Origin of the sequence: Sphaerotilus sp. (assembly GCF_034519685.1) — a bacterium.
GTDB lineage: Bacteria > Pseudomonadota > Gammaproteobacteria > Burkholderiales > Burkholderiaceae_C > Sphaerotilus.
In genome coordinates, this window is sequence record NZ_JAXHOF010000006.1 from 760,827 (window position 1) to 784,224 (window position 23,398).

Below are 23,398 nucleotides of genomic sequence, written 5' to 3' on the forward strand. Positions count from 1 at the left end.
CGTTCCGCGTCGGATCACTCCTTGCGGTAGTTGTCGTGGCAGGCCTTGCAGGTCTGCGCTGCGGCACCGAAGGCGGTCTTCAGCTGCGCCAGATCGCCCGTCTTGGCCGCGGCGTTGAGCTTGCCCATCTCGTCCTGCATCTTGGTCATGCCGGCCTTGAACTTGTCGGCTTCACTCCAGATTTCCGGCTTGGCGCGGGTGTCGCCCTTGTCGGTGCCGGCGATGAAGCCTGCGGCGGGCAGCGCGGCCAGGTGGGTCAGCAGTTCGGCGTTCTCGGCGGCCACCTTGGCGTCGAAGGGCGCGCGACCGTTGGCCATCGCGCCGATGCGCCCGAAGTGGTTGGCCATCAGGGTGTACGCGGCCTTGCGGTACTTGATCGCGTCCTCGGGCTTCTGGAACTGCGCGCTGGCGGGCAGGGCAGCGAACAGGCCAGCGGCGGTGCACAGGGCAATGCAGAGACGTTTCATTGGCGGAACTCCGGGTGTAGATCGCAACCACATGGTCGCCGGACCAGTGTAGCCTCGTGGGCATGACGGGATTTCACACGAGGTGAAGCGATGGATGCGACACACAACGATGTCACTGCCGGACTGCATTCGGTGCCTGTCCGGGTCTGGGACTGGCCGACGCGGCTCTTCCATTGGGCACTGGCGCTTTGCGTGGCAGGGGCGGTGGTGAGTGCCAAGGTGGGCGGCAATGCGATGGAGTGGCACTTCCGGCTCGGGCTGGCGGTGCTGGCGCTGCTGGTGTTCCGGCTGATCTGGGGCGTGGTGGGCGGACGCTGGTCGAGGTTCGCCAGCTTCCTCTATGCGCCGTCCACCTTGCTGCGCTATGTGCGCGGACAAGCGCGGCCGCAGGAGATGCTGGACGTCGGACACAGTCCCACGGGGGCGCTGTCGGTGTTTGCGCTGCTGGGCTTGCTGGCGGTGCAGGTGGCGACCGGGCTGGTGGCGGACGACGAGATCGCCAGCACCGGGCCGCTGATCCGTTTTGTCGAGTCGGCCACCTCGCTGGCGGCGACCTCGTGGCACAAGTCCTGGGGGCAGTGGCTGCTGCTGGGGCTGGTGGGGTTGCATGTGCTGGCGATCGTGGCCTACCGCCTGGTGCACCGGCGCGATCTGGTCACGCCGATGCTGGTGGGCGACAAGCCGCTGCCGCCGGAGGTGCCCGCTTCGGCCGACCATGCCGGCCGCTGGGGTCTGGCGCTGGTCGCCTTGTCACTGGGTGTTGCACTGGCATTGTGGGTGCATGCGCAGGGCGGCTAGACTGCGGCCATGCATGTCCCTGAGACCCGTCTGATCGTGCCGGACTCCCCGGCGCTGATCGAGGCCACACGCGTCATCTTCCGTGAGTACGCCGCCAGCTTGGCGGTGGACCTGTCGTTCCAGGATTTCGAGCAGGAACTGCGGGATCTGCCGGGGGAATATGCCGGGCCCAACGGCTGCCTGCTGCTGGCGCTGGTGGATGGTGCGGTGGCAGGATGTGGCGCCTACCGTCCCATCACGGATGTCGACTACCCGAACGCCTGCGAGATGAAACGGCTTTATGTGGGCCGAGCCTTCCGCCGTTTCGGGCTGGGGCGTCAGGTGGCGCAGGCGCTCATCGACGAGGCGCGCCAGGCCGGGTATTCGTCGATGCTGCTGGACACGCTCGACGACATGGAGGCCGCGCGGGAGCTGTACACCTCGCTCGGCTTCTTCGAGGTGCCGCCCTACTATTTCAACCCGCTGCCCGGCGCGCATTACCTCTGTGTCGATCTCGGCGGGGCGCACAGCCGCTATTGACAGCCGCTGTTAACGGGTCTGTCCACAGGTTACACAGGGGTACGGCGCTAGCATCGCGGCCCGATCGATTTCTCTCGACCAAGTGAGCCACCATGGATGCCGACCTGATCCACGCCGTCAGTCCTCCCTGCCTGCTGGGCGAATCGCCGATGTGGCACCCGCAGGAGCAGGTGCTCTACTGGTGCGACATCCCCGGCAAGCGCCTGCACCGGCTCGATCCGGCCAGCGGGCAGTCTCGGCACTGGGACTTTCCAGTCGAGCCGGCCAGCGTCGCGCCAGCGCTCGACGGCACGCTGCGCCTGGCAATGCGCGACGGTCTCTGGTGCTTCGATCCGGCGACCGGCGAGCGCACGCGGCTGGCCGCACCGCCCTACGACCCGGCCCACGAGCGTTTCAACGACGGAAAATGCGATCCGCAGGGGCGTTTCTGGATCGGCACCATCTATGAGCCACGCGACCCGCCGCTGGCGGCGCTGTATTGCTGGGATGGCGGCGTGCTGAGCCGCCGCGCCGATGGCATCACGGTGTCCAACGGCTTGGCCTGGAGCACCGATGGCCGCACGATGTACTGGTCCGACACCAAGGCCCACGCGGTCTATGCCTTCGATTTCGACCCTGCCGACGGTGGATTGTCCGGGCGCCGCACGTTCGCGGAATTCGCCAGACGGGCGCCAGAGCAGCCCCTCGACGGCTACGGCGGCCGTCCCGACGGCGCTGCAGTGGACAGCGAAGGCTGCTACTGGGTCGCGATGTTCGAGGGTCAGCAGGTGCTGCGCCTGTCACCATCGGGCGAGGTGCTGCGCGCGGTGCGGCTGCCGGCGCGCTGCCCGACGATGCCGTGTTTCGGGGGGGCAGACCTGAAGACGCTCTACATCACGACGGCGCGGGAAAAGCGCCCCGCCGAGGAACTGGCGCAGCAACCACTGGCGGGTTGTGTGCTGGCTTTGCGGGTGGAGGTGCCGGGGTTGCCTGCCCATGTGGCCTGCCCTTGAGCGGTGCAAGCACTGCGTCAATGACTTTGTGCAAAATCACGTTTCGCTGCAAACCGGACCTCGCCGATGGCATGGTGCACAGCGGCGGTTCAGTGTTGTATCGGATGCACGTTTCGAGTGCGCGGCGGAACTGAAGTGTTGAATGCGTGGTGGAGTGCTGGAGATGTGGGGGTTTCCACGTATAATTCGATGGTTTTGCCGCAACAGCCTTCGAACAACGTGACTCCACGCACACTTCAGCACAACGAAATGCGCGTCGATCCGGATGACAAGTCAGGTGATGGCGGCGAAGAGAGTTTCAAGAGCCTGACGCGAGAAGAGGCGCAAGCCCTTCGCGCAAGACTCCCGCAGGTGTCTCCGTGGCGGGTAGTGGCGGCGCAGGCGGTGGCGGGCTTGGTGATGGCCGGTGTGAGCTGGGCTGTTGCGGGGCGCGGAGAAGTGGTCTGGTCGGCGCTGTATGGCGCAATGACCGTGGTCCTGCCGACTGCCTTGCTGGCGCGTGGCATGTCCAGGGTGACCCGGCTTGCGGAGGTGAAGGCGAATGTTGCTGCATTCAACTTCATGTTCTGGGAGTTCTTGAAAATTGGTGTCTCGGTTGCCATGTTGGCGGCCGCGGCAAAGGTCGTGCCGGACTTGAGCTGGCCGGCCATGCTGATCACCCTGGTGGTCTGCATGAAGATGAATTGGCTGGCCCTGCTGTGGCAGGGTCGGGTGACAACCACTCGGTCTTAAGACAAGACACACGTTCGAGAGAAGACGATGGCTGCCGAAGAACACGTTGCAGAGCACGCGCCGACCGCGGGGGAGTACATCTCCCACCACCTGGTCCACCTGACCAACCGCGCCCAGACCGGCATCGCCGATTTTTCGTTGACCGATCCGGTGCTGAAGCTGGACTCGCTGTTCTTCTCGATCATCCTGGGCGTGCTGGGCTGCTTCCTGCTGTGGAGCGTGGCCCGGCGAGTGACGTCCGGCGTGCCGGGGCGCATGCAGGCTGCGGTCGAGTTCCTGGTCGAGATGGTCGACACCCAGGCCAAGGGCATCATCCACAACGAGGAATCGCGCAAGGTCGTGGCGCCGCTCGCGCTGACCGCCTTCGTCTGGATTTTCCTGATGAATGCGATGGACCTCCTGCCGCTGGATGTTCTGCCACGCCTCTGGGCCTGGATTTACGGTGTGATGGGCCACGACCCCCACCATGCCTATCTGCGCGTCGTGCCGACGGCCGACCTGTCGGTGACGCTGGGCATGTCGTTCACGGTGCTGCTGGCCTGCCTGTACTACAGCATCAAGATCAAGGGCCTGGGCGGTTGGGTGGGCGAGCTGTTCTCGGCTCCCTTCCATGCACATGGCCCGGCAGCGCTCCTGCTGGCCCCGATCAACTTCACGCTGCAGATCATCGAGTTCGCAGCCAAGACGATCTCGCACGGCATGCGACTCTTCGGCAACATGTTCGCCGGCGAGCTGGTGTTCATGCTGATCGCGCTGATGGGTGCAGTGGGTTTTGCCTCCTTTGGTGGCATCGCCTTGTGGATTGGCCAGATCATCGCAGGCACGGCCTGGGCCATCTTCCACATCCTGATCATCACGCTGCAGGCCTTCATCTTCATGATGCTGACCTTGGTCTACGTGGGTCAGGCGCACGACAAGCACTGATCCGATCCGGTCGCTGTCGAACAACGCGCTGTCGTAACACTGGCGCGTCCACCGAGAAATCTGGCACAGTCTCGCCGGCTCCGCGGAGCCGGTGTGGCCAGGGCCACGTCTCCGGTTCGCTGAATCGTTCTTTCTTTCCCTTTTCCCTTCCGTCCGTCAACAACCTCTCTTAGGAGCAATCATGGAAAACGTCCTCGGTCTCGTCGCTCTGGCTTGCGGCATCATCATCGGTCTGGGTGCTATCGGCGCTTGTATCGGTATCGCCCTGATGGGTGGCAAGTACCTCGAAGCTTCGGCCCGTCAGCCTGAGCTGATGAACGAACTGCAGACCAAGATGTTCCTGCTGGCCGGTCTGATCGACGCGGCGTTCCTGATCGGCGTCGGTATCGCGATGCTGTTCGCCTTCGCGAACCCGTTCGTCCTGAAGTAATCGGTCTTTCTCGTCCCAAGTCATCCCCCTAAACGAGAAAGGTCGAAGCCGTGAATCTGAACGCAACACTGTTGGCGCAGATCGTGGTCTTCGCGATCCTCTGGTGGTTCACGATGAAGTTCGTGTGGCCTCCGATCACGAAGGCCCTCGACGATCGTGCCAAGAAGGTCGCGGACGGTCTGGCTGCGGCTGACAAGGCCAAGTTCGAACTCGCCGGCGCCAACAAGCGCGTCGAGGAACAGCTTGCCCAATCGCGCAACGAGACCGCCAAGCTGCTGTCTGACGCTGAAAAGCGCGCACAGGCCATCGTCGACGAGGCCAAGCGCCGCGCCGAGGAAGAGGGCGCCAAGATCGTGTCTGCTGCCAAGGCAGAAGCCGATCAGCAAGCCATCCAGGCCCGCGAAGCGCTGCGTGACCAAGTGGCTGTACTGGCCGTCAAGGGCGCAGAACAGATCCTCAAGCGCGAAGTCAACGCCGGCGTTCACGCCGAGCTGCTGGCCCGCCTGAAGACGGAGCTGTAACCATGGCCGAACTCACTACCATCGCGCGCCCCTACGCCGAGGCTCTGTTCCAGGTGGCCCGTCAAGGTGACGTGTCCGTCTGGGCGCAGCAGATCGAGGCACTGGCCCAGGTGGCTCAGCATCCGCAAGTTCGCCAGTTCTCCGAGAGCCCCAAGGCGTCGGAAGATCAGGTGGTCGATCTGGTCACCACGGCCGTCCAGCTTCCGTTGCTTCCCGGTGTGCAGAATTTTCTGCGTACTGTGGTGGCCAACGGCCGCTTGGTGGCACTGCCGGCCATCGCCGAGCAGTTCCACGGACTGGTCAGTGCAGCCTCCGGCGTGTCCGATGCCGTCATCTACAGTCCCTACCCGATCGAGCCAGCGCAGCTGGCCGAGGTCGTGTCGAGCCTGGAGAAGCGTTTCGGTCGCAAGCTCTCCGCCAGCGTCGTGCTGGAGCCGGAGCTGATCGGTGGCATTCGCGTGGTGGTGGGCGACGAGGTGCTGGACACCTCGGTCAAGGCCCGACTGGAACGCATGAAGGTGGCGCTGAGCGCTTGAATCGAATTCATCCCTGTGTTTGCCGCCGTTCCGCCGGAGCGGGGGTCTGACCAGACTGGGAGCAAGCTATGCAATTGAATCCCGCAGAAATTTCTGAACTGATCAAGAGCCGCATCGAGGGTCTTGGCGCCGCCGCCGACATTCGCAATCAAGGTACCGTGGTCTCGGTGACGGACGGTATCGTCCGGGTCCACGGCCTGAGCGATGCCATGCAGGGCGAAATGCTCGAGTTCCCGGGCAACGTGTTCGGTCTGGCGCTGAACCTGGAGCGTGACTCCGTCGGCGCCGTGATCCTGGGCGAATACGAAGGCATTTCCGAAGGCGATACGGTCAAGTGCACCGGCCGCATTCTGGAAGTGCCGGTCGGCCCGGAACTGCTTGGTCGCGTGGTCAACGCCCTCGGTCACCCGATCGACGGCAAGGGCCCGATCAACGCCAAGCTGACGGACGTGATCGAGAAGGTCGCGCCCGGCGTGATCGCCCGTAAATCGGTGGACCAGCCGGTGCAGACCGGCCTGAAGTCCATCGACTCGATGGTGCCGATCGGCCGTGGCCAGCGCGAGCTGATCATCGGCGACCGCCAGACCGGCAAGACGGCCGTGGCGATCGACGCGATCATCAACCAGAAGGGCCAGAACATGGCCTGCATCTACGTCGCGATCGGCCAGAAGGCTTCGTCGATCAAGAACGTGGTGCGCTCGCTCGAAGCGGCTGGTGCGATGGACTACACCATCGTCGTGGCGGCGTCGGCCTCCGAGTCGGCTGCCATGCAGTACGTCTCGGCCTACACTGGCTGCACGATGGGCGAGTACTTCCGCGACCGCGGCCAAGACGCCCTGATCGTGTACGACGACCTGTCCAAGCAGGCTGTCGCCTACCGCCAGGTCTCGCTGCTGCTGCGCCGTCCTCCGGGCCGCGAAGCGTTCCCCGGCGACGTGTTCTATCTCCACAGCCGCCTGCTGGAGCGCGCAGCCCGCGTGAACGCCGACTACGTCGAAGCGTTCACCAAGGGTGAAGTCAAGGGCAAGACGGGTTCGCTGACGGCTCTGCCGGTCATCGAGACGCAAGCTGGTGACGTGTCCGCCTTCGTTCCGACCAACGTGATCTCGATCACCGACGGTCAGATCTTCCTGGAAACCAACCTGTTCAACGCCGGTATCCGTCCCGCCATCAACGCCGGTATCTCGGTGTCGCGCGTGGGTGGTGCAGCGCAGACCAAGCTGATCAAGGGCCTGTCCGGCGGTATCCGTACCGACCTGGCGCAGTACCGTGAACTGGCCGCGTTCGCGCAGTTCGCTTCCGATCTGGACGAATCGACCCGCAAGCAGCTCGACCGCGGTGCCCGCGTCACCGAACTGCTCAAGCAGGCCCAGTATTCGCCCCAGCCCATCAGCCTGATGGCGGCCACGCTGTACGCGGTCAACAAGGGCTACATGGACAACGTCGAAGTCAAGAAGATTCTGGCGTTCGAAAGCGGCATGCACCAGTACCTGAAGACCAGCCACGGTGCGCTGCTGAAGAAGCTCGAAGACAACAAGGCCATGGACAAGGACGCGGAAGCCGAGCTGCAAGGCGCGATCGCTGCGTTCAAGAAGTCCTTCGCCTAAGCCGGGAGCATCGTCATGGCGGCAGGCAAGGAAATACGCGGCAAGATCAAGTCGGTGGAAAACACCCGCAAGATCACCAAGGCCATGGAAATGGTGGCCGCGTCCAAGATGCGCAAGGCGCAGGAACGCATGCGCGCGGCTCGTCCGTACGCTGACAAGATCCGCAACATCACGGCCAACCTGTCGCAGGCGACTCCGGAGTACCAGCATCCGTTCGTTGTCAAGAACAGCGGCACGGGTGCGGTGGGCGTCATCGTCGTCACGACCGACAAGGGTCTGTGCGGCGGGATGAACACCAACGTGCTGCGGGCGGTGACAACCAAGCTGCGTGAGTTCGAGGGCACCAGCACCAAGGTGCAGGCGGTCGCGATCGGCAACAAGGGGTTCAGCTTCCTGAACCGCGTCGGCATCAAGGTGGTGTCGCATGCGACGCAACTCGGTGACACGCCGCATCTCGACAAGCTGATCGGCCCCGTCAAGGTGCTGCTCGACCAGTACGCCGAAGGCAAGCTGGACGCTGTCTACCTCTGCTACACCCGCTTCCTCAACACGATGAAGCAGGAACCGCAGATCGAGCAGCTGCTGCCGCTGGCCGCAGATCGTCTGGCGCAGACGGAAGCCGAGAAGCAGTCCCATGGCTGGGACTACCTCTACGAGCCGGATGCGAAGTCGGTCATCGACGACCTGATGGTGCGGTACGCCGAGGCCCTGGTGTTCCAGGCGGTCGCCGAGAACATGGCGTCCGAGCAGTCGGCACGCATGGTGGCCATGAAGGCCGCGACCGACAACGCCGGCACGCTGATCAACGACCTGAAGCTGGTCTACAACAAGACCCGTCAGGCCGCGATCACCAAGGAACTCTCCGAGATTGTCAGCGGTGCGGCGGCGGTGGGTTGACCCAGCCACGCGACGACGAGACGCAACGAATCAAGATTGAAGGAACGAAAAATGGCGAACATTCAAGCCACTACTGGCGCAGTAGGCAAGATCGTTCAGTGCATCGGCGCCGTGGTGGACGTGGAATTCCCCCGCAACCAGATGCCGAAGATCTATGACGCACTGAAGCTGGACGGCAGCGCGCTGACCCTCGAAGTGCAGCAGCAGCTCGGCGACGGCGTGGTGCGTACCATCGCGCTGGGCTCGTCCGACGGTCTGCGCCGCGGTCTGGAAGTGCGCAACACGCGCGCTCCGATCACGGTGCCGGTCGGCCCGGCGACGCTGGGCCGCATCATGGACGTGCTGGGCAACCCGATCGACGAGCGCGGTCCGGTCAGCATGGAACACTCGGCTTCCATCCACCGCAAGGCCCCGGCCTATGACGAGCTGAGCCCGTCGCAGGATCTGCTGGAAACCGGCATCAAGGTGATCGACCTGATCTGCCCGTTCGCCAAGGGCGGCAAGGTGGGTCTGTTCGGCGGCGCCGGTGTGGGCAAGACCGTGAACATGATGGAACTCATCAACAACATCGCCAAGGCCCACTCGGGTCTGTCGGTGTTCGCTGGTGTGGGCGAGCGGACCCGTGAAGGGAACGACTTCTATCACGAAATGGCCGATTCGGGCGTCGTGAACCTGGAGAGCCTGGGCGACTCCAAGGTCGCCATGGTCTACGGCCAGATGAACGAGCCGCCGGGCAACCGTCTGCGCGTGGCCCTGACCGGTCTGACGATCGCCGAGTCCTTCCGCGACGAAGGCCGTGACGTGCTGTTCTTCGTGGACAACATCTACCGCTACACGCTGGCCGGTACCGAAGTGTCCGCATTGCTGGGCCGGATGCCGTCCGCCGTGGGTTACCAGCCGACGCTGGCCGAGGAAATGGGCCGTCTGCAAGAGCGGATCACGTCGACCAAGGTCGGCTCGATCACCTCGATCCAGGCCGTCTACGTCCCTGCGGATGACCTGACCGACCCGTCGCCTGCCACCACCTTCGCCCACTTGGACGCAACGGTCGTGCTGTCGCGTGACATCGCGTCGCTCGGTATCTACCCCGCCGTGGACCCGCTCGACTCGAACAGCCGCCAGGTGGACCCGAACGTCGTCGGCGAAGAGCACTACAAGACGACCCGTGCCGTGCAGCAGGTGCTGCAGCGCTACAAGGAACTGCGCGACATCATCGCCATTCTGGGCATGGACGAACTGGCTCCGGAAGACAAGCTCGCCGTGGCCCGTGCCCGGAAGATCCAGCGCTTCCTGTCCCAGCCGTTCCACGTCGCGGAAGTCTTCACGGGCTCGCCGGGCAAGTACGTTCCGCTGAAGGAAACCATCCGCGGCTTCAAGATGATCGTGGCTGGCGAATGCGACCACCTGCCGGAGCAGGCGTTCTACATGGTCGGCACCATCGACGAAGCCTTCGAGAAGGCGAAGAAGATGCAGTGAACCCCAGTGGGTGGTGCTCCCTCGCCGTCGTCCGGTGAAGGGCCTGCCACCCTTGGTTTGCTGACTCCTCTTCAACCCCCCACGAAGGAAGAACATGGCAACGATCCACGTTGACGTCGTCTCGGCAGAACACTCGATCTTCTCGGGTGAGGCCAAGTTCGTCGCGCTGCCGGGCGAGAACGGCGAGCTGGGCATCCTGCCCCGCCACACGCCGCTGATCACCCGCATCCGTCCGGGCGCCGTGCGCATCGAGCGTGCCGACACCGGTGAAGAAGAGTTCGTGTTCGTGGCCGGTGGCATTCTCGAAGTGCAGCCGGACCGTGTGACCGTGCTGGCCGACACCGCCATCCGTGGCCACGATCTGGACGAAGCCAAGGCTGTCGAAGCCAAGCGCATCGCCGAAGAGTCGATGAAAAACGCCAAGAGCGACATCGATCTGGCCCGTGCCCAGGGCGAATTTGCCGCCATGGCGGCCCAGATCGCCGCGATCCAGAAGTTCCGCCGCAAGTAAGCACCGCGACCTTCCCCCCTCGCAAGCTGGTGGGACTGTTTGACTGACGGAAAACCACGCCCGCCCAGGTGCAGACCTGCGGCGGGCGTGGCGTTTCTGGCTCAGCGCAAGTCTGCGCGGTTGGGCAACTCGTTCGGGTTGCGCTGCGAGGCCGAGAGCGGGAACCAGTGCCGCAGCGCTTCGTCCAGCGCGCCGATCGTGTGCAGCAGCGCAGCCTCGTGCCGGCCCTCACGCAGCAGCGGCTGCATGGCCTCGACCAGTGCCTGCCACTGCGCCGGGTCGATGTGACGGTGCAGGGCGCGGTCGGCCACGATCTCGATGGCGCGGTCGGCCAGCAGCAGGTACACCAGCACGCCGTTGTTGTGCTCGGTGTCCCAGACCCGCAGCTTGCTGAAGACCGACAGTGCCCGTGTCCGTGGGCTCGCCCCCTCGCGCAGATAGCGCCACGGCAGTGCGGCCTCGACGCACAGCCGGATCTCGCCGCTGTGGCCCTGCTCGCTGGCGGTGATGCGCGCTTCGAGCCGGGTGAGGGCCTCGTCGCCGAGGACATGGGCGATGTCGCTGCGGTCCGACCAGAGGTGGTGCCACCACTGCTGCCAGCTGCGCTGGAACCGGATCGGGCCGGGTGTCGAAGTCTTGTCCTTGGCCATGTTCACCAGCTTCCCGAGGCGCCGCCGCCGCCGAAATCACCTCCACCGCCTGAGGAGAATCCGCCGCCTCCCGACGAGCCGCCTCCTCCCCAGCCGCCACCGCCACCGCCGCCCCAGCCGCCCGGTGCAGGGAATGACCGTCCGCGGGTCACGCGCGGCGAGAGAAATCCCATCACCCCGACCACCAGCGCCACGACCAGCCCGACGACCGCCGCCATCCCCGCCGCCGCCGCACTGGCCGTCAGCAGCCACGTGAGCCCCCCCGCGCCACCGCCGGTCAGCAGGGGTCCGAGCTTGCGCCCGAACACGCCGACGATGGCCTTGGCAAAGGCCGGAAGCATCACGACGGTCAGCACGACCCACACCATCGCATCCGGTCCCTCCCCGCCGCCGTGGTCGCCGGTGTCGCTGGCGGTCGGTGCGGGCAACCCCTCGCCCTTGGCCAGTCCGCCCAGCACCCGCACCGCCGCCGACAATCCGCCCGCATAGTCGCCCTGTCGGAACGCTGGCGTGATCTGCTCGTTGATGACCCGCTTGGCCATCAGGTCGGGGATCGCGCCTTCAAGCGTCTTGGCCACCTCGATGCGCACCTTGCGGTCCTGCGTCGCCACCACGATCAGCAGACCGTCGCCGACCGTGCGGCGGCCCACCTTCCACTGGTCGCCCACGCGCTGGGCATAGGCGGCGATGTCCTCCGGCTGCGTGCTGCGCACCAGCAGGACGACGAACTGCGCGCCGACCTCGCGCTCCAGCGTCGCCAGCTGGGCCACCAGGGCCTGCTGTTGCGCGGGCTGCAAGGTGCCGGTCTGGTCGATCACCCGGTCGGTGAGGGGTGGAACCGGCTGAAGCGATTGGGCCTGGCTGCCGAGGGCCAGCAGCCACCACAACCCGAATGTGAGCAGACCTCGCAGCAGGGCGGTCATGGTGCGCGGCCCGGTTTACTTGGCTGTCGGCTTGTCGAAATTCACCGCCGGCGGCTGGCTGATCTGGGCTTCGTTGGCCACGGTCAGGCTCGGCTTGACCTCGTAGTGGAAGACCATGGCGGTCAGATTGGTCGGGAAGCTGCGGGCCAGCACGTTGTAGTCCTGCACCGTCTTGATGTAGCGGTTGCGCGCCACGGTGATGCGGTTCTCGGTCCCTTCGAGCTGCACGCGCAGATCCTGGAAGCCCTGGTTGGCCTTCAGGTTGGGGTAGTTCTCGGTCACGACCAGCAGCCGGCTCAGCGCACCACTCAGCTCGCCCTGGGCGGCCTGGAACTTCTTGAACGCTTCGGGGTTGTTGATGAGTTCCGGTGTGGCCTGGATCGCGGTCGCCCTGGAGCGGGCCTCGACCACCTTGGTCAGCGTTTCCTGCTCGAAATTGGCTTCCCCCTTGACGGTGGAGACCAGATTGGGCACCAGATCCGCACGCCGCTGGTACTGGTTCAGCACCTCGGACCAGCTCGCCTTCACGTCTTCGTCCAGCTTCTGGAAATCGTTGTAGCCGCAGCCAGTGAGTGCGGCAAAGACCGTGATCGCCAGCAGTCGTTGCGTCCATGTCCAAAGCAGCATGATGAATGTTCCTCCGAGGGTTTCAGCGCAGGTTGAGCGTGAGGTTGAGTGCAGTCTGTTGTTCAGATGTGTCGCAATTCACGAATTCCTGTCCAGCGTGAGCTTAACTCAGTGTGGTGGCTGGGGTGGGGTGTTCGGCATGGTGCGAAGCGACACATCCTGTCGCGCCTTGCATTTAAGCTGCGCGACTTGTGAATTTTTGGACTGATTTTTCAATCGGGGAGGGGTGCATGAAGACTGACTTGAGCCTGGTGTCCGCCGTGCCGGCGGCCGTCGAAGATCCCGTCGCATCCGCGATGCTGGCCGACTGGCTGCACGAGTATGCGCAGCGCGACCGCTCGCAGTCACTCGACCAATGGCTGGCCGAGATGATCGAACGCCGGGCCGCGATGGCCCGCGAGCAGGCGCTGCGCGAGGCGGTGGAGATCATCGGCTACATCGACGACGGCCATGTGCTGCACGACGACCTGCGCCAGCACCGCCGCAAGGGCAAGTCGCGCAGCAGCTGGATCGCGCAGAAGGTCGAGAGTGTGGCCGAGTGGGCGCAAGCCGATCCGGCCGACATCGCGGCGGTGCTGGCCCTGCTGACTGGCGGGCGGCGGGACGGGGCGCCGGACTACGCCACCGACGGGGATTGGGCGCTGCGGCTGCCCCGGAAGAAGACGGAACCGTTTGTCTGGAACGACGTGTCCCGCATCGACGTGGCCACGCTCATCGAGCAGTGCGCGCGGAGTGGTTCGGCGCAGGACGTGCTGGACCAGGCTGGGCGCGGCCTGCTGGGCGACGCGGCGGACCGGCTGCTGGCGGACCATCCGCAGGCGCGGCAGTTGGTGCAGGACTATCTGGAGGGCCGACTCGATCCGGCGCTGCGCAACGGGATGCAGGCGACGCTGGCTTCGGCCACGGCGCTGGCGGCGCGGCGTGGGTTGCTGGGGGCGGAGGTGCTGGAGTTCGTGCAGGGCGACACGGTGATGCCGGGCTGGTTTGCCCACCAGACGTGGCTGGGCACCGAGCGGATGCGTGTGCTGCATGACCTCGGCAGCGGCCGCCTGGATGCCGACGAGGCGCTCGACCAGCTCGCCGACCACACCACGGCCATGAGCACCAAGGCGCTGAAAGAGGTCTGCGGGCGTGTGGGCGGGAAGATCGGCGAAAAGCTGGCGGGCATGGTCCCGTGGATCGGCCCGTTCCTGTCTCCGGTCGGGCGCAAGGTGGGGTGTTGGCTGGGTGACAAGGTGGGCGAGTTCGCGGGTGGAAAGGTCGGGCAGGCGATCAGCAAGGGTGTGTCCTATGTCAAGAACACGGCCCAGAAGGTGGTGTCGGCGGTCGGCAACGCGGTGTCGAGTGCCGCGAGTTATGTGTCGAGCAAAGTGTTCAGCGTTGTAAGTTCGGTCGCCTCATTCTTTGGTTTTTGAGAACTTATGAAACTCATCAAATTCGATCTGCCCCTTGACGGCATCAAGGTCAAGAGCCTCGATGAACTGCGCGAGCACTTCACGGCGGAAATCATCGCGCATGGCCGCAGCGGGCTGCTGCTGCGCTGGTTGCGGTCGCGTGGGTTGACGGAAGAAGCGGGGGCGGTGGAGAAACTGGGCGCGGCCGAGATGGCGGACGAGCCGCTGTTTCGGGTTTTGTGCGGCGTCTTCGGCATCGAGGTGGATGAGCTGATCCTGTCGGCGATGTTCGGCGCGGCGGGCCAGCAGGCGTCCCCGGGCGGCGCGAGTGCCAAGCAGATCGAGGCGACCTACGGCCAGATGATCGCCGAGATGGACATCGCGCTCGACAAGGTGATCGCCGAGCGGTCGCCCCTGTCGGCGGCGGTGAATCCCGAGGTGGGCCGCGAAGTGCAGAACCGCATCCGGCTGGCGTATCTGCGCTCGCTGGCGCAGGAAGTGTCCCATCCGGTCGTCAAGGCGTTGCTGGCGCAGCGGGCCGACGCGCTCGACACCGAGATCAACGGCCAGTTGGACGACGCCGAGCGGCGCAAGGCCCGTGCGGTGGCTTTGGCGTTCAAGGCGATTGCCCAGCATTTTTCGCTCGTGGCACCGGAGAAAGCGTCGGAGGCCACCGCATGAGCACGACAGGCATGACCTTGATCGACACCCTGCGTTCCCACGTCGAATCTCATTACCCGGCGCTGTACCTCGTCACCCACGAGGAATCCGAAGCCGACGCCCTGATCCGCACGCTGGCGGCGGACGGCGAGCGCCGCATCGTTGAATGGAACCTCGCCCGCGGGCTGGTTGATTTCGAGACGCGCCAGCCCAAGGCGGCGTGGTGCAACTTGACCGATGCGCTCGACAACCTGCTGCAACAAGACTTCACCCGCGACACCTTCATCGTCATCCGCGACGCCCACCTCGGCCTGCACGACGCGCCGGTCGCGGTGGCGCGGCTCAAGGCGCTGATCGCCCGCAATCTGGCGGATGACGAGTGCAGCGTGACGGTCTTCCTGGTGTCGTCGCAGCCCTGCGTGCCGCCCGAGCTGGAGAAGTTCATCACCCTGTTCGACCTGCCGCTGCCCGACGAGGCGGCGATCCAGGGCGAGATCCGCAAGTACGTGGACGCCTACGGCCTGACCATCGAGGGCGGCACGCTCGCCAAGCTCACCAACGCCTTCCAGGGCCTGACGCGCTACGAGATCGGCCAGCTCATCAACCGGGGTTTCCAGCAGGACGGCCGCATCGACCTCGACGACATCGACCTCGTCCACGCCGAGAAGCGCCAGATCATCCGCAAGAGCGGCACGCTGGAGATGCTGGAGGTGCGCGAGCGGCTCGACGATATCGGCGGGCTGGAGAAGCTCAAGCCGTGGCTGAAGCAGAAGGCGGCGGTGCTGGCGGACTGGCCGGCGGCGCGGGCGTTTGGCGTCGAGCCACCCAAGGGCGTGATGATCGTCGGGATGCCGGGCTGTGGGAAATCGCTGACGGCCAAGGCGGCAGCGACGCTGTTCAATCTGCCGCTGCTCAAGCTCGACATGGGGTCGATGATGGGCAAGTACGTCGGCGAGAGCGAGGCCAACATGCGTCGGGCACTGCGGGTGGCCGAGGCGGTGAGTCCGTGCGTGCTGTGGGTCGATGAGGTCGAGAAGGCGTTTGTCGGCGTCGGGCGTGGCGGCGGCAGCTCGGACGTGGCGACCCGGCTGTTCGGCTATTTCCTAACGTGGATGCAGGAGAAGACACAGCAGGTCTTCGTGATCGGCACGGCCAACGACGTGTCCTCGCTGCCGCCGGAGTTGCTGCGCAAGGGGCGCTTCGACGAGGTGTTCTATGTCGATTTCCCGAAGGAAGCCGAGCGGGCGGAGATTTTCAGGGTCCACTTGAACAAGCGCAAAAAGCTCGGCAATGGGGTGCAGGTGGACCGGCTCGCCAAGGCCACGGATGGTTATTCCGGCGCTGACATCGAAGCCATCGTCAAGGAGGCGATCGAGCAGGCGTTTGTCGCGGGCGGCGCGACCATCGACACCGAGCGTTTGCTGGCCGTCATCAAGGCCACGCATCCGCTGCGGGATGTGATGAAGGACAAGGTCAAGGAATACCGGGATCGGTTTGATGCGATGAAGATCAAGGAGGCTTCGTGATGCCTATTGGAAGATTTTCCAGAAATATCAAAGATGATGCAGATTATTTTTCGCGCGCAGTATTGCCTGCTTGGCAGCAGGCTCGTTTTTTTCAGGCTAAATCCTGGTGTTGTTGCCCGCATTTAGAGATTTTTTTGCTTATGCCTGGAAATGAGCAGGTACTTTGCTGGTTTGGTTATGCGTCAACGTCGCTGACGTTGACCGGGAATTGGACAAAAGCTTTCCCCGCAACCCCATTTGAGATTGAATTCCAAGATGATTCAGGTCAAAAAATAAATTTTTCGGTGCGACTGAAGAAGTCGGATGGGGAATTTCCAATGTCTGCTGCTGGTGTGCTTGATAAACATCAAGTGCTCACCCGGTCGGCTGAAGAAGTAGAAGCGCAAGCCCGAACCGACCGTCAACCGTTGCTGAACAATATGAGAAAGTCGCTGGCGAAGTCTCACACCGCTCATCTGCGGGTTCCTTACGCCGTAGGCGATGACCTGATGACCTTGGTTTCAGGGCTCGACAAGAGCAAGGTGAGCGCCGAGGCCTTCGAGAAGGCGATCGGCACTTTTCTGGCGGAGCGGGGGATCGAGCCGGTGGCGGGCTGATGGCCGGGCAGTCACCCTAGTTCGATCACTCCAACAGATGACCCCCGCCCCAGGATTTCCTGGATCGCCCCATGACGATCACACAGCGCGGCCAGCACCCGAGCATTGCTGCAATTGCCCATGACCAGCCGGATCACCACCGGCGGGGAGCCGTGATGCGCCGAGAGGTCGAGGTAGTCATCGTCCTTGGTGACGATCACGAAATCGTGCTCGCGGGCGTAGTTCCAGATGGCGCGATCGTCCGACCCGGACAGACTGAGCAGATCGACCTGACTCGATCCCGGATACACCGCTTGCAGCATCGGCACCAGCCGACGCGACAGGTTCTCGTCGAGCAGCAGCTTCATGCCGCGCGCACCCAGGCGGTGTGGCGTTCGCGGTCAGCGGCGTAGGCCAGCGCGGCCTGGATGTCTGCCGGGGTCAGCTCGGGAAAGTCCTCGATGATCTCTGCGGTGGACATGCCGCTGGCGAGCCACTCCAGCACGTCGTACACAGTGATGCGCAAGCCGCGAATGCACGGCTTGCCACCGCGCTTGCCAGGCTCCAGGGTGATCAGGTCGCGGTAGTTCAGCATCGGGGAGGCTCCAGGACGGGTCGATGGTGCGACTTTAGCGCGTGGTGGTGGCCCGCGCCCATCTCGGTCACACTGCAGGCGTGCGCCTCCGCAAGGAACTGAGATGGACAAGATGGACCAGAAGATCACCCAAGTCAGACAACTCGTCAGCGAGATCAACCGCTTGCACCGCGATTTCTCGAACGATTATTTCGAGACCGGGAAAATAGAAAAGATCAACCTGTCCAGAACCATCCAGCATGTCCCGGCTTCGCATGTCTACCGCTACCGCCTGACGCTGCACGAAAGCATCAACGACTACCTGATGACGGCGGACATCGACATCAAGTATTTTTACCGCGTGAAAACCCGTGAAAGCATCGACGACAAGATCGCACGCTTCTCCACCCGAGAAGACCAGTACCCAGTCAACAACTGGCTGAATGATGTCTTCGGCGCACGCATCATTCTGTCTGCCGATGAAATCATAGGACTTACGCAAAAGAAACTTTCAAACTCAACTGAGTTTTGAGTGCCATATTCTGATCCATGGATTGATCCGGCACCCGATGTGCACTGAAATATCTTGTTTCAACTGGCTGTTCGGATTCATTAAATATGCCTACAATTGGCTTGCCTCAACTCAACAGGAGCCATGATGAAGCCGACAAGACGCGACTACTGTCAGTTTCTGATCTCCACCCAGACCAACTATACCCAAACCTACTTCGCCGACCATCACCCGCATTTCTCGCATGACGCCATCAACCGTTACCTGCAAGACGAAAACATAACGCCTGCCATCGTCTGGGAGCAGGTGGAGAAATCCATCGAACCTGATCCGAACGCTTTCTTGCTGTTCGACGACAGCGTCTCGGACAAGAACCACTCCCATGCGATCGAGCTGGTGCGGCGGCAGTACAGCGGCAATGCCCATGGCCTGATCAAGGGCATCGGTGTGGTCAACTGCTTGTACGTCAACCCCCGCAGCGGTCGCTACTGGATCATCGACTGGCGAGTGTTCGCCCCGCAGGTGGACCACAAGACCAAGCTCCAGCACGTCCAGGAGATGTTCGACGAGGCCATGACGGGCAAGAAGCTGCCATTCCGCGTGGTGCTGATGGACTCCTGGTACGCCACCAAGGAGCTGATGGTGCACATCCATCGTGCGGGCAAGATCTTCTACTGCCCGCTCAAGAGCAATCGCCTGGTCGATGACAGTCAGGCGCAGGCGCCCTATCAGGCCGTCAGTGAGTTGCAGTGGAGCGACCAAGGCGCCGCGCACGGCAAGCTCGTCAAGGTGAACAAGTTTCCAGGCAGCCTCAAGGTCAAGCTGTTTCGGGTGGCGACGGGAAACGGTCGCACGGAATGGGTGGTGACCAATGATCTGGAACAGACTTCGGTGGACGACACGCGAGAGATCTGCGCGATCAGGTGGAAGATCGAGCGTACGTATTCAGCCCCCCGGCATTGACAACATCGTCAAGCCGGTGAAGTCCGGGTAGCGCGCGGAGCGAGCGAGGCGGAGAGTGCTGGGATGGACCAACCCGAAGCCCCTGGCCGTGAGGCCACCGCAGTGCCGAACAAGCCCGAGACGCTGGAGCAATGCCACGCGGTGATCGAGCAGATGGGGCAGGAGCTGGCGAAGCTGCGCGAGCAGGTCAGTGCGCTGCTGGACAAGAAGCTGAACTCACGCAACTCGTCGAAGCCGCCATCGTCGGACGGGCCGGGGGACAGCGGCAACCGGGCACAACGCCGGACCAGCGGCCGGGTGCGGGGCGCGCAGCCTGGGCACAAGGGCACGTACCGGGCGCTGCTGGCGGAGTCCGAGGTGGACGTGATCCACGACTGCCCGCCGCCTGCGGCATGCGAGTGTGGCGGTCCGGTGGCGGCGGGGCGGCCGATACGGCACCAGGTGTTCGACGTGCCGGCACAGGTGAAGGCCGAGGTGCAGGAGTACCGGCTGTACCACGGGGTGTGCGGGCACTGCCGCAAGACACACGCATCGGTGTTGCCGGCGGGGGTGCCGCGCGGACAGATCGGGCCGAGGGCGCTGGCCCTGGTGGGGCTGCTGGGCACGGCGTACCACCTGACGCAGCCCAAGATCCGGGATCTGCTGGCGCAGGTGCTGGGGGTGCGGTTCAGCGTGGGGGCGATCTCGCAGGCGCACGGGCTGGTGGCGCAGGCGTTGAAGGAGCCGGTGCAGGCGGCGGTGAAGACGCTGGCCGCAGCGCCGGTGGTGCATGTGGACGAGACCAGCTACGCGCGAGAAGGCGCGGGGCGGCACTGGGTGTGGACGGTGACGCAGCCCAAGCTGGTGGTGTACCAGCTCTGGTCTTCGCGGGCGCGCTACGTGGCCAAGGAGATGCTGGGCGAGAGCCCGAAGGCCAAGCTGGTCACGGACCGCTATGCGGTGTACGACTGGGTGGACGCCGCGCAGCGGCAGGTGTGCTGGGCGCACCTGCTGCGGGACTTCACGCGCATCAGTCAACGTGCGGGGCAGGCCGGACGGATCGGGCGCCGACTGCTGGGGCTGGGCTATGTGCTGTTCCGGCGCTGGCACCGCAAGGACCAGCAGGTCGCCGCGCAGATGGCGCAGGTGCAGCACCACGTGCGCCGGGCGCTGGAGCGCGGCATCGCCGGCGCCTGCCAGCGCACCGCACTGACCTGCGCCAACGTGCTCAAGCTCTGGCCGGCGCTGTGGACGTTCGTGAGCGACGCGGCCGTGCCGCCGACCAACAACGCCGCCGAGCAGGCGCTGCGCACCATCGTGCTCAAGCGCAAGATCTCGGGGCTGACGAGATCACGCCGGGGCGAGGAGTTCATCGCCCGGGGCTACACGGTGGTGGAGAGCTGCAAGCGCCAGGGCCGTGATGCGCTGGCGTATCTGCGTCAGGCGATGCAGGCGCACTTCACCGGTGGTCTGGCGCCCTCGCTGGTGCCCTCGGGCTGAGTGCGTGGCCGCAGGCTCGGTCCTGCGGTCCTTCAGGTCATCTTCGAACTCGCGCTGCGTCCTTCTCGACGCGGCGTGCCCAGGGCTTTGCGGGTGTCAATACCGGGGGGCTGAATACGTACGATCGAGCAGTATCACCGGGAGGTCAAGCAGGTGCTGGGCATGGAGAAATGCCAGTGTCGATCTGCCAGGGCGCAGAGGAATCACATTGCCTGTGTCATCTTGGCGTGGAACCATCTGTCCGCGCTGGCCAGAGACATGAGGACGAATATCTACAGCATCAAGAAGGCGATGATGTCGAATTACATGCGGCAGGAAATAGCTCGACCGTCAGTGCCGATGGCGTACATTTGAGATGGCTACAAAAGTCCAAGCTCTGTGCTAACTGAGTTCAACTTGCGTAAGTCCTAAATCAATGCCGTCATCGGTCTTCTCGACGATTGGCAGGACGAGCTGGGCCTGAAAAACTGGTACCTGCGCGAAAGGGGTACGTATTCAGCCCCCCGGCATTGACAACATCGTCAAGCCGGTGAAGTCCGGGTAGCGCGCGGAGCGAGCGAGGCGGAGAGTGCTGGGATGGGCTTTGTTGCACAACCCACCCCGCCGGCCGATGGTCGAGCGGTGAGGTAGGCTGACAGGATGAGCAAGCCAGCAAAGCAGAAGTACGTGACGAAGAACTGGGCGCCGTACACGAAGGCGCTGAGGGCGCGGGGCTCGCTGACGATGTGGCTGGACCGGGACATGGCGTGGCAGGCTGCGCCGGTCAGCGGCAAGCCGGGGCGACCGGCGATGTACAGCGACGCGGCGGTGCAGTGCTGCCTGACGATGAAGGTGCTGTTCGGACTGGCACTGCGCCAGACGCAGGGGTTCGTGCAGAGCGTGCTGGGGCTGTCGGGGCTGGACTGGCAGGCACCGGACTACAGCACGATGAGCCGGCGCGAGAAGCGGCTGACGGTGGAGATCACGGCGCGGCCGAGCCGGGGCGGGCTGCACCTGCTGGTGGACTCGACGGGGATCAAGATGCTGGGCGAGGGCGAGTGGAAGACCAAGAAGCACGGGGCGGAGTACCGCAGGCAGTGGCGCAAGGTTCACCTGGGGATCGACGCCCAGACGCTGGAGATCCGGGCGATCGAGGTGACGGACAACAGCGTGGGGGATGCGCCGATGCTGCCGGAGCTGCTCAGCCAGATTCCGGACGAGGAGGCGGTGCTGTCGGTGAGCGGGGATGGGGCGTATGACACGCAGGACTGCCACGACGCGATCGCCGAGCGGGGAGCCGAGGCGGTCATACCGACGCGCAAGAACGCCCAGCCGTGGAAGGCCAAGCGGCCGGGGGCGGCGGCGCGCAACGAGATACTGCGGGCGACGAACCGGCTGGGCCGGGGGATCTGGAAGAAGTGGAGCGGCTATCACCGGCGCTCGCTGGTGGAGACGAAGATGCGCTGCTTCAAGCTGCTGGGCGAGCGGGTGGCGGCGCGCACCTTCGAGCGCCAGGTGGTGGAGTTGCAGGTGCGGGCTGCGGTGCTCAACCGCTTCACCCACCTGGGCACCCCGGTGACGCAGGCTGTGGCGTAACTCCGTCTGGGGTCAGGGGGAACTCGGCTTCGGCGGAGTTGTGCAACAAAGCCGCTGGGATGGACCAACCCGAAGCCCCTGGCCGTGAGGCCACCGCAGTGCCGAACAAGCCCGAGACGCTGGAGCAATGCCACGCGGTGATCGAGCAGATGGGGCAGGAGCTGGCGAAGCTGCGCGAGCAGGTCAGTGCGCTGCTGGACAAGAAGCTGAACTCACGCAACTCGTCGAAGCCGCCATCGTCGGACGGGCCGGGGGACAGCGGCAACCGGGCACAACGCCGGACCAGCGGCCGGGTGCGGGGCGCGCAGCCTGGGCACAAGGGCACGTACCGGGCGCTGCTGGCGGAGTCCGAGGTGGACGTGATCCACGACTGCCCGCCGCCTGCGGCATGCGAGTGTGGCGGTCCGGTGGCGGCGGGGCGGCCGATACGGCACCAGGTGTTCGACGTGCCGGCACAGGTGAAGGCCGAGGTGCAGGAGTACCGGCTGTACCACGGGGTGTGCGGGCACTGCCGCAAGACACACGCATCGGTGTTGCCGGCGGGGGTGCCGCGCGGACAGATCGGGCCGAGGGCGCTGGCCCTGGTGGGGCTGCTGGGCACGGCGTACCACCTGACGCAGCCCAAGATCCGGGATCTGCTGGCGCAGGTGCTGGGGGTGCGGTTCAGCGTGGGGGCGATCTCGCAGGCGCACGGGCTGGTGGCGCAGGCGTTGAAGGAGCCGGTGCAGGCGGCGGTGAAGACGCTGGCCGCAGCGCCGGTGGTGCATGTGGACGAGACCAGCTACGCGCGAGAAGGCGCGGGGCGGCACTGGGTGTGGACGGTGACGCAGCCCAAGCTGGTGGTGTACCAGCTCTGGTCTTCGCGGGCGCGCTACGTGGCCAAGGAGATGCTGGGCGAGAGCCCGAAGGCCAAGCTGGTCACGGACCGCTATGCGGTGTACGACTGGGTGGACGCCGCGCAGCGGCAGGTGTGCTGGGCGCACCTGCTGCGGGACTTCACGCGCATCAGTCAACGTGCGGGGCAGGCCGGACGGATCGGGCGCCGACTGCTGGGGCTGGGCTATGTGCTGTTCCGGCGCTGGCACCGCAAGGACCAGCAGGTCGCCGCGCAGATGGCGCAGGTGCAGCACCACGTGCGCCGGGCGCTGGAGCGCGGCATCGCCGGCGCCTGCCAGCGCACCGCACTGACCTGCGCCAACGTGCTCAAGCTCTGGCCGGCGCTGTGGACGTTCGTGAGCGACGCGGCCGTGCCGCCGACCAACAACGCCGCCGAGCAGGCGCTGCGCACCATCGTGCTCAAGCGCAAGATCTCGGGGCTGACGAGATCACGCCGGGGCGAGGAGTTCATCGCCCGGGGCTACACGGTGGTGGAGAGCTGCAAGCGCCAGGGCCGTGATGCGCTGGCGTATCTGCGTCAGGCGATGCAGGCGCACTTCACCGGTGGTCTGGCGCCCTCGCTGGTGCCCTCGGGCTGAGTGCGTGGCCGCAGGCTCGGTCCTGCGGTCCTTCAGGTCATCTTCGAACTCGCGCT

26 protein-coding genes and 2 pseudogenes are annotated in these 23,398 nt (G+C 64.8%); 22 read left to right on the plus strand and 6 right to left on the minus strand.

What is annotated here, in order from left to right:
- Window positions 1–14: 14 nt before the first annotated feature.
- Window positions 15–467, minus strand: a complete 453-nt coding sequence (locus U5O44_RS14640) for a c-type cytochrome (RefSeq protein WP_322589187.1) — start codon at window positions 465–467, stop codon at window positions 15–17.
- 90 nt (window positions 468–557) lie between these two features.
- Between U5O44_RS14640 and U5O44_RS14645 the strand changes: the two genes are divergently transcribed.
- The 12 genes from U5O44_RS14645 to U5O44_RS14700 all read left to right on the plus strand — a co-directional run bounded on the left by U5O44_RS14645 (window position 558) and on the right by U5O44_RS14700 (window position 10,410).
- Window positions 558–1,265, plus strand: a complete 708-nt coding sequence (locus tag U5O44_RS14645; RefSeq protein ID WP_322589188.1) for a cytochrome b/b6 domain-containing protein — start codon at window positions 558–560, stop codon at window positions 1,263–1,265.
- 9 nt (window positions 1,266–1,274) lie between these two features.
- Window positions 1,275–1,784 carry a GNAT family N-acetyltransferase gene (locus U5O44_RS14650; protein WP_322589189.1) on the plus strand — a complete coding sequence of 170 codons (510 nt, stop codon included), beginning with the start codon at window positions 1,275–1,277 and terminating at the stop codon, window positions 1,782–1,784.
- Window positions 1,785–1,876: 92 nt separating this feature from the next.
- Window positions 1,877–2,776 (plus strand): SMP-30/gluconolactonase/LRE family protein, encoded by a 900-nt coding sequence (locus U5O44_RS14655; RefSeq protein ID WP_322589190.1) that lies wholly within the window; start codon window positions 1,877–1,879, stop codon window positions 2,774–2,776.
- A 249-nt stretch (window positions 2,777–3,025) separates the two neighbouring features.
- A complete protein-coding gene (locus U5O44_RS14660) occupies window positions 3,026–3,508 on the plus strand; it encodes an ATP synthase subunit I (RefSeq protein ID WP_322589191.1) in 483 nt (160 codons plus the stop codon).
- A gap of 27 nt (window positions 3,509–3,535) precedes the next feature.
- Window positions 3,536–4,432, plus strand: a complete 897-nt coding sequence (atpB, locus tag U5O44_RS14665; protein ID WP_322589192.1) for a F0F1 ATP synthase subunit A — start codon at window positions 3,536–3,538, stop codon at window positions 4,430–4,432.
- 181 nt (window positions 4,433–4,613) lie between these two features.
- On the plus strand, window positions 4,614–4,862 hold the full coding sequence (atpE, locus tag U5O44_RS14670; RefSeq protein WP_012348532.1) for a F0F1 ATP synthase subunit C: 249 nt from the start codon (window positions 4,614–4,616) through the stop codon (window positions 4,860–4,862).
- Window positions 4,863–4,912: 50 nt separating this feature from the next.
- A complete protein-coding gene (locus tag U5O44_RS14675) occupies window positions 4,913–5,383 on the plus strand; it encodes a F0F1 ATP synthase subunit B (RefSeq protein ID WP_322589193.1) in 471 nt (156 codons plus the stop codon).
- A 2-nt stretch (window positions 5,384–5,385) separates the two neighbouring features.
- Window positions 5,386–5,919 (plus strand): F0F1 ATP synthase subunit delta, encoded by a 534-nt coding sequence (locus tag U5O44_RS14680; RefSeq protein ID WP_322589194.1) that lies wholly within the window; start codon window positions 5,386–5,388, stop codon window positions 5,917–5,919.
- 68 nt (window positions 5,920–5,987) lie between these two features.
- A complete protein-coding gene (gene atpA, locus U5O44_RS14685; RefSeq protein WP_322589195.1) occupies window positions 5,988–7,526 on the plus strand; it encodes a F0F1 ATP synthase subunit alpha in 1,539 nt (512 codons plus the stop codon).
- Between the two features lie 15 nt (window positions 7,527–7,541).
- On the plus strand, window positions 7,542–8,423 hold the full coding sequence (gene atpG, locus U5O44_RS14690; RefSeq protein ID WP_322589196.1) for a F0F1 ATP synthase subunit gamma: 882 nt from the start codon (window positions 7,542–7,544) through the stop codon (window positions 8,421–8,423).
- A gap of 51 nt (window positions 8,424–8,474) precedes the next feature.
- Window positions 8,475–9,899 carry a F0F1 ATP synthase subunit beta gene (atpD, locus tag U5O44_RS14695; RefSeq protein ID WP_322589197.1) on the plus strand — a complete coding sequence of 475 codons (1,425 nt, stop codon included), beginning with the start codon at window positions 8,475–8,477 and terminating at the stop codon, window positions 9,897–9,899.
- A 94-nt stretch (window positions 9,900–9,993) separates the two neighbouring features.
- Window positions 9,994–10,410, plus strand: a complete 417-nt coding sequence (locus tag U5O44_RS14700; RefSeq protein WP_322589198.1) for a F0F1 ATP synthase subunit epsilon — start codon at window positions 9,994–9,996, stop codon at window positions 10,408–10,410.
- A 101-nt stretch (window positions 10,411–10,511) separates the two neighbouring features.
- Here the strand turns inward: U5O44_RS14700 and U5O44_RS14705 are convergent, their stop codons facing one another.
- From U5O44_RS14705 to U5O44_RS14715, 3 genes are read right to left on the minus strand one after another with little or no spacing between them, the layout of a single operon-like run.
- Complete coding sequence (locus tag U5O44_RS14705; RefSeq protein ID WP_322589199.1) at window positions 10,512–11,060, minus strand: TPM domain-containing protein; 549 nt, start codon at window positions 11,058–11,060, stop codon at window positions 10,512–10,514.
- Between the two features lie 2 nt (window positions 11,061–11,062).
- Complete coding sequence (locus U5O44_RS14710; protein ID WP_322589200.1) at window positions 11,063–11,983, minus strand: TPM domain-containing protein; 921 nt, start codon at window positions 11,981–11,983, stop codon at window positions 11,063–11,065.
- A gap of 15 nt (window positions 11,984–11,998) precedes the next feature.
- Complete coding sequence (locus U5O44_RS14715; protein ID WP_322589201.1) at window positions 11,999–12,610, minus strand: LemA family protein; 612 nt, start codon at window positions 12,608–12,610, stop codon at window positions 11,999–12,001.
- A 230-nt stretch (window positions 12,611–12,840) separates the two neighbouring features.
- Between U5O44_RS14715 and U5O44_RS14720 the strand changes: the two genes are divergently transcribed.
- Genes U5O44_RS14720 through U5O44_RS14735 form a run of 4 tightly spaced genes read left to right on the plus strand, consistent with a single transcriptional unit; the run spans window position 12,841 to window position 16,786 of the window.
- Complete coding sequence (locus U5O44_RS14720; RefSeq protein ID WP_322589202.1) at window positions 12,841–14,025, plus strand: hypothetical protein; 1,185 nt, start codon at window positions 12,841–12,843, stop codon at window positions 14,023–14,025.
- A 6-nt stretch (window positions 14,026–14,031) separates the two neighbouring features.
- Window positions 14,032–14,685: a hypothetical protein gene (locus U5O44_RS14725; protein WP_322589203.1), complete on the plus strand. Its 654-nt coding sequence runs from the start codon at window positions 14,032–14,034 to the stop codon at window positions 14,683–14,685.
- On the plus strand, window positions 14,682–16,190 hold the full coding sequence (locus U5O44_RS14730) for an AAA family ATPase (protein ID WP_322589204.1): 1,509 nt from the start codon (window positions 14,682–14,684) through the stop codon (window positions 16,188–16,190). The genes U5O44_RS14725 and U5O44_RS14730 overlap by 4 nt, the downstream gene beginning before the upstream one ends.
- Entirely contained in the window at window positions 16,190–16,786 is a 597-nt protein-coding gene (locus U5O44_RS14735; RefSeq protein WP_322589205.1) for a hypothetical protein, read from the plus strand. The genes U5O44_RS14730 and U5O44_RS14735 overlap by 1 nt, the downstream gene beginning before the upstream one ends.
- A gap of 11 nt (window positions 16,787–16,797) precedes the next feature.
- On the opposite strand, the gene U5O44_RS14740 is transcribed toward U5O44_RS14735, so the two are convergent.
- Complete coding sequence (locus U5O44_RS14740) at window positions 16,798–17,133, minus strand: DUF5615 family PIN-like protein (protein WP_322589206.1); 336 nt, start codon at window positions 17,131–17,133, stop codon at window positions 16,798–16,800.
- Window positions 17,130–17,360 carry a DUF433 domain-containing protein gene (locus tag U5O44_RS14745; protein WP_322589207.1) on the minus strand — a complete coding sequence of 77 codons (231 nt, stop codon included), beginning with the start codon at window positions 17,358–17,360 and terminating at the stop codon, window positions 17,130–17,132. Before U5O44_RS14745 ends, U5O44_RS14740 begins: the two co-directional genes overlap by 4 nt.
- A 103-nt stretch (window positions 17,361–17,463) precedes the next feature.
- On the opposite strand from U5O44_RS14745, the gene U5O44_RS14750 reads away from it, so the two are divergent.
- From U5O44_RS14750 to tnpC (U5O44_RS14775), 6 genes and pseudogenes are all read left to right on the plus strand, one after another.
- A complete protein-coding gene (locus tag U5O44_RS14750; RefSeq protein ID WP_322589208.1) occupies window positions 17,464–17,871 on the plus strand; it encodes a hypothetical protein in 408 nt (135 codons plus the stop codon).
- A gap of 126 nt (window positions 17,872–17,997) precedes the next feature.
- Window positions 17,998–18,789: pseudogene (locus tag U5O44_RS14755) on the plus strand (IS701 family transposase); the annotation flags it as partial.
- Between the two features lie 87 nt (window positions 18,790–18,876).
- Complete coding sequence (gene tnpC / locus U5O44_RS14760; protein ID WP_322586439.1) at window positions 18,877–20,292, plus strand: IS66 family transposase; 1,416 nt, start codon at window positions 18,877–18,879, stop codon at window positions 20,290–20,292.
- 123 nt (window positions 20,293–20,415) lie between these two features.
- Window positions 20,416–20,646, plus strand: a pseudogene (locus tag U5O44_RS14765) (IS701 family transposase); the annotation flags it as partial.
- 285 nt (window positions 20,647–20,931) lie between these two features.
- Entirely contained in the window at window positions 20,932–21,867 is a 936-nt protein-coding gene (locus U5O44_RS14770; RefSeq protein WP_322588759.1) for an IS5 family transposase, read from the plus strand.
- Window positions 21,868–21,926: 59 nt separating this feature from the next.
- On the plus strand, window positions 21,927–23,342 hold the full coding sequence (gene tnpC / locus U5O44_RS14775) for an IS66 family transposase (protein ID WP_322586439.1): 1,416 nt from the start codon (window positions 21,927–21,929) through the stop codon (window positions 23,340–23,342).
- Window positions 23,343–23,398: the final 56 nt, after the last annotated feature.